Below are 4,523 nucleotides of genomic sequence, written 5' to 3' on the forward strand. Positions count from 1 at the left end.
GGGCGTCCCAGCCGGTGCGCACCATCTCGTCGACCGAATACCGGTTGGCCCAGTCCAGGTCGCGGGCGGCGAGGTCGCCGGTCGCGACGATGCGGTCGGGGTCGCCGGGGCGACGCGGACCGACGACGGGCGTGAACGGGACGCCGGTGACCCGGGCCATCGCGTCCATGATCTGCCGCACGCTCAGGCCGTTCTGCGAGCCGAGGTTGTACGCCGGCTCGATCGGGGCGCCCGAGGCGAGCAGCTGCGCGGCGACGACGTGCGCGGCGGCGATGTCGGTGACGTGCACGTAGTCGCGCACGTTGGTGCCGTCCTCCGTGGCGTAGTCGTCGCCGTTGATCGTCGGCGTCTCGCCGGCGATCAGCTTCTCGAACACGATCGGGAACAGGTTGTGCGGGCTGACGTCGTACACCGCCGCGTCGCCCGAGCCGACCACGTTGAAGTAGCGCAGGGACGTGTGCCGCAGCGGATGCTCCGACGCCGCGGTCGCGGTCGCCTGGTCGCGGATCAGCCACTCGCCGATGAGCTTGGACTCGCCGTAGGGCGACGACGGGCGCTTCGGCAGGTCTTCTGTCACGAGCGGCACCGTCGGGGTGCCGTACACCGCGGCGGACGACGAGAACACGAGGTTCGCGACGCCGGCGGCCTCCATCGCCTCGAGCACCACCCGGGTGCCCTCGACGTTCTGCGCGTACGTGTGCAGCGGGCGCTGCACCGACACCCCGGCGTACTTGAAGCCGGCGACGTGGATGACGCCCACGCAGCCGTGCTCGCGCAGCGCGGCCTCGACGGCATCCCGGTCGAGGATGGATGCCTCGACCAACGGCACGCCCTCGGGCACGAACCCGCGCCGGCCGCTGGAGAGGTCGTCGAGCACCACCGGGGGAAGGCCGGCCGCACTCAGCGCCCGGACGATGTGCGCCCCGATGTATCCGGCCCCGCCGGTCACAAGCCACGTCATGCTTCCACGCTATCGATCGCAGGTGAACGGTCGGAGCGGGCGCCGGCCGACGGGTGCACGGTGAACACGCGCGGCGGTGCGAAGCCGGATGCCGCGAACGCCTGCACGGCGGCATCCGCGACCTGCGACGCACGATCCGCGTCGACGAGCGCGATCGCGCACCCGCCGAATCCTCCTCCGGTCATGCGGGCGCCGAGCGCGCCCGCGGCGAGGGCGGCGTCGACGGCCGTGTCGAGCTCGGGGCACGACACCTCGAAGTCGTCCCGCAGCGACGCGTGCGACGCCGTGAGCAGGTCGCCGATCGCGCGGGCGCCGTCGGCGGCGAGCCGGGCGACGGTGTCGAGCACCCGCTGGTTCTCGGTCACCACGTGCCGCACGCGGCGGAACGTGGTCTCGTCGAGCAGTTCCGCGGCCCGGGGGAGATCGTCCGAGGTCAGGTCCCGCAGCGCCGGCACCCCGAGGGTGGCGGCCCCGCGCTCGCAGGCGGCGCGCCGGTCCGCATATCCGCCGTCGGCGTGGGAGTGCTCCACGCGGGTGTCGATGACGAGCACCTCCAGGCCCGCGGCGGCGAAGCCCAGATCGATCGGGCGCACGTCCAGCGTGCGGCAGTCGAGCAGGATGGCGGCATCCTGCTGTCCGCAGAACGACGCCATCTGGTCCATGATCCCGGTCGGGGCGCCGACGGCCTCGTTCTCGGCGAGCCGGCCGACCCGGGCGAGCTGCACCGGCGTGAGGTCCGCGCGCCAGACGTCGTTCAGCGCGAAGGCGACGGCACCCTCGATCGCCGCCGACGACGACAGCCCCGACCCGACCGGCACGTCAGATGCCAGCGCGATCTCGACGCCGATGCGCGCGGTGGCCGCGGTGCGCCGCAGCGCCCACGCCACCCCGAGCGGGTAACCCGCCCACTCCGGCAGGCCGCGCTCGGCAGGCGGCAGCGCGAACAGTCCGTCGAGGTCGTCGATCGCGACCTCGACGGGGGCGGGTGCGGCGGTGGAGGCGACGCGGATGCGGGCGTCATCCCGCACCCGGACGGCTGCGACGGTGCGGCGGTCGATCGCGAACGGCAGCGCGAAGCCGTCGTTGTAATCGGTGTGCTCGCCGATCAGGTTGGCCCGGCCCGGCGCGGACCACGTGCCGGTGCAGGCGGCGTCGCCGGTGAGTTCCGCGAGCAGCGCCCGCGCATCGGTGGACGCGGTCACAGCGTCACGCTCCCGATCGCCGTGCGGAGGCGGTCCGCGGCCTGCTCGGGCGGGACGTCCCCGATCCACGCGCCCATGGCGGCCTCGGATCCGGCGAGGAACTTGAGCCGGTCGGCGGCGCGCCGCGGGCTCGTCAGCTGCAGGTGCAGCCGTGCGCCGTCGCGGCCCACGTGCACAGGGGCCTGGTGCCAGGCGGCGATGTACGGGGTGGGTGAGGCGTAGACGGCATCCACCCCGCGCAGGAGGCGCAGATAGAGGGTGGCCAGCTCGTCGCGTTCGGCATCGGTCGTCTCGGCGAAGTCGGCGGCGTGCCGGTGGGGCACGAGGTGCACCTCGAGCGGCCAGCGTGCCGCGAACGGCACGAACGCGGTCCAGTGCTCGCCCTGCAGCACGACCCGCGTGGAGGCCTGCTCGAACGCGAGGATGCGGTCGAACAGGTCGGTGCCGACCCGGTCGATGCTCTCCAGCAGACGGGATGTGCGGGGGGTGACGTACGGGTAGGCGTAGATCTGCCCGTGCGGGTGCCGGAGCGTCACGCCGATCGCCTCGCCGCGGTTCTCGAACGGGAAAACCTGCTCGATGCCGGGCAGCGCCGACAGCGCGGCGGTGCGGTCGGCCCACGCCTCGATCACGGTGCGCGCGCGGGTGACGGTCTGCGTGCCGAACGATCCCTCGTGGTCGGGGCTGAAGCACACCACCTCGCACCGGCCGGCGCTCGTGCGGGTGCGGCCGAGGCCGAGGGTCGCGAGATCGTCGAGGCCGGTGGGCGGGTCGACCGCGACGGGCGCGGAGCCGACCGTCTCGGCCAGCGCGGGCCCGAACGAGGGGGAGCGGTTCTCGAACACCGCGACGTCGTACCGGGCCGGGATCTCGCTGGGGTTCGCCGGAGTCTGCGGGGCGAGCGGGTCGAGCTCGGCCGGCGGCAGGAAGGTGCGGTTCTGACGGGCCGCCGCCACGGAGATCCAGTCGCCGGTGAGCACGTCGAGCCGCATCGTGGCGGTGTCCGGCCGCGGGTCGAGGGCACGCGCATCGACGGCACGGTCCGGGCCCAGGGAGGTGCCGGGGTCGTCGTAATACAGCAGCTCGCGGCCGTCGGCCAGCGTCGCGCCTCGACGGACGACGCCGGCGCCGAGGCTGACCGCTTCGGGCGGGGCGACAGGGGTCATGTTCACGTCAACATGCTACGGCGTAGGATATGTTGACGTCAACACAGGAGGTGCATCTTGGCACTCGACGATCTGCCCGCCGTACGGCGCGTCTCGATGGCGGACGTCGCCCGGCTCGCCGGCGTGTCCGGTCAGACGGTCTCGCGCGTCGCCAACGACAGCCCGCGCGTCGACCCCGCCACCCGGGAGCGCGTGCGCGTCGCCATGGCGGAGCTCGGCTACCGACCGCACCGGGCGGCACGCGCTCTGCGCACGGGGCGCACGCACACGCTCGGTCTGATGGTATCGACGCTGGCGTCCGTCGGGAACTCGCGGATGCTGCAGGCCGTCGCGGATGCGGCGGCCTCCCGCGGCTACGCCCTCGTCGTGGTGACCGTCTCCGCAGCGGGCGACGCGCAGGATGCGTTCGCGCAGCTGCGCGACCAGGAGGTCGACGGCGCCATCATCCTGAACGAGGCGACCGCGCTCACCGCGGGCGGGCTGCCCGACGACCTGCCGCTCATGGTCGTCGACGCGTCCGGCGCGGTCGGGCCGCACGCGACGCTGCACACCGATCACGCCGGGGGAGCGGGCGCCGCGGTGCGCCACCTGCTGGAGCTCGGGCACGCGACGGTGCATCACCTGGCGGGCCCGCTCGGCTCGTTCGCGGCGGCCGAGCGCGAGCGCGGCTGGCGCGAGGCGCTGGCCGAGGCATCCGTCCCCGAACCCACGGTGCTGCGCGGCGACTGGACCGCGGCCTCCGGTCACGCGGCGGCGATGACCCTGGCGGCGGATGCCACCGCCCTGTTCGCCGCGAACGACCAGATGGCACTCGGCGCACTGCGCGCCCTCGCCGACGCGCACCGCGACGTGCCGGGTGCGGTCAGCGTGGTCGGCTTCGACGACATCGCGGATGCCGCCGACTTCCGCCCGCCGCTGACCACCGTCCGCCAGGACTTCGACGCGCTCGGCGAGCGGGCGGTCGACACCCTGGTGCGCGGGATCGAGACGGGCGCGCCCAGGGCGGCCGACGTGCTCGAGACCGCGCTCGTCATCCGCGCCTCCACCCGCCCGGCAGCCCGCTGACCCCGAGGGTCGCCCGCCCGGCAGCCGCCCGACGGGTCACTCCTCGCGGGGGCCGAGCTCCGGGGCGGGGAGGAACCGTGCGCGGGCGTCGGTCATGGCCGACAGCTCGAAGACCACCAGCGTGTTGGC

At 74.2% G+C, this 4,523-nt stretch carries 4 protein-coding genes; 1 reads left to right on the forward strand and 3 read right to left on the reverse strand.

Annotation, left to right across the window (positions count from 1 at the left end):
* The 3 genes from galE to galT form a co-directional block, all read right to left on the reverse strand.
* The coding region (gene galE / locus VJR25_RS12085) for a UDP-glucose 4-epimerase GalE (RefSeq protein ID WP_324115335.1) at nt 1-961 on the reverse strand (961 nt) is incomplete at its 3' end.
* Nucleotides 958-2,163, reverse strand: a complete 1,206-nt coding sequence (gene galK, locus VJR25_RS12090; protein ID WP_324115336.1) for a galactokinase — start codon at nt 2,161-2,163, stop codon at nt 958-960. The genes galK and galE, both read right to left, overlap by 4 nt.
* Nucleotides 2,160-3,329 (reverse strand): galactose-1-phosphate uridylyltransferase, encoded by a 1,170-nt coding sequence (gene galT, locus VJR25_RS12095; protein ID WP_324115338.1) that lies wholly within the window; start codon nt 3,327-3,329, stop codon nt 2,160-2,162. The genes galK and galT overlap by 4 nt, the downstream gene beginning before the upstream one ends.
* Before the next feature lie 96 nt (nt 3,330-3,425).
* Between galT and VJR25_RS12100 the strand changes: the two genes are divergently transcribed.
* Nucleotides 3,426-4,394 carry a LacI family DNA-binding transcriptional regulator gene (locus VJR25_RS12100; RefSeq protein ID WP_324115340.1) on the forward strand — a complete coding sequence of 323 codons (969 nt, stop codon included), beginning with the start codon at nt 3,426-3,428 and terminating at the stop codon, nt 4,392-4,394.
* Nucleotides 4,395-4,523: the final 129 nt, after the last annotated feature.

Source organism: Microbacterium sp., from assembly GCF_035277845.1.
Classification (GTDB): Bacteria; Actinomycetota; Actinomycetes; order Actinomycetales; family Microbacteriaceae; genus Microbacterium.